Origin of the sequence: Parasphingomonas frigoris (genome assembly GCF_036663815.1) — a bacterium.
In the GTDB taxonomy this organism is placed as follows: Bacteria; Pseudomonadota; Alphaproteobacteria; order Sphingomonadales; family Sphingomonadaceae; genus Sphingomonas.
Window position 1 is genome coordinate 1 of record NZ_JAXOJQ010000101.1, and the last position, 1,029, is coordinate 1,029.

A 1,029-nucleotide genomic window follows, 5' to 3' on the forward strand; every position below is an offset into this window, starting at 1 on the left:
GGCGTCGTCAGCCTTGTGGTGGACGTTGGCCGCAAGGATGGGATAATCGAGCGCTTCGGCGATCCGCTTTGCCCCCGAGGGGCCATAGGCAAATTCCCAGTGAACGGTCATCGCGTCGAACCCAAGCGCGTTGGTGATGGGCACCAGCGCCAGCCCTTTGCTCGCAACGGCAACGTGAGTTCCGTGGAAAGTGTCACCATTATCGAGCGCTATAACGGCCCCCGGTCGTTCAGCGCGTACCTGATCGAACAGACCTGCAATCCGCGACGCCCCCCCAAGTGTCGTGAGCCGCCACTTTCCACCGCAATCGCGAACCAATTCGGTATGGGGTTCTATATAGCCGTGCAAGTCGTTGAGTTGCAAAATCGTCACGTCGGCCATGGGGTGGTCCTCGTCGAATCGGGTATGAGATACCTCGTTCACCGCTCAGCTTAAGGCTGCCTTACTTCATGTCATGTCAGGCGGTAGGTGTTGACGACAACCAGCATCGAACTGGCCGTCATCGCTATCGCCGCCGTCACGGGGGTTAGCGTTCCCAGCATCGCCGCAGGAACGAATACGGCATTATAGGCAACCGCAAACCAGAGACTTTCACGCAGCAAGCGGCGTGTCCGACGGGCAAGGCGTACCGCGGTGACGACACGCTCTAGACCTCCATCAACGATCGCAATCGCCGCAGTCGCAGTGGCGGTGGCGTGAGCGCGTGCAACGGTCATGCCTATGTCTGCTGCTGCAAGTGCCGGCGCATCATTGATGCCGTCGCCGACGAACAGCACCGGCCCGGCGGATCGGTGGACGAGGTCGGCTTTCGCCCCCGGAAGGCAGCTGGCAACCACCTGGTCTGCTGCCAAACCGATTGCCTGCGCCGCTGCCCGGGCGGCGCCCTGCCCATCCCCCGTCGCCAGCTTCAGGTTGACGCCTTGGCTTCGTAGCCAGGAGATCGTCGTTCGAGCGTGCTCATCGACCTCGTCGACGATCGTCAAATCGCCGACCCGCTCTGCATCGACCCAGACGCTCAGTCGTGTGGCG

At 61.9% G+C, this 1,029-nt stretch carries 2 protein-coding genes; both read right to left on the reverse strand.

Annotation, left to right across the window (positions count from 1 at the left end; genetic code table 11):
• On the reverse strand, positions 1 to 381 hold a 381-nt coding region (locus U1872_RS22775), incomplete at its 3' end, for a metallophosphoesterase family protein (protein ID WP_503655227.1).
• Positions 382 to 452: 71 nt separating this feature from the next.
• Positions 453 to 1,029 (reverse strand): HAD-IC family P-type ATPase (locus U1872_RS22780; protein WP_332795117.1); only part of this gene is annotated, 577 nt, incomplete at its 5' end.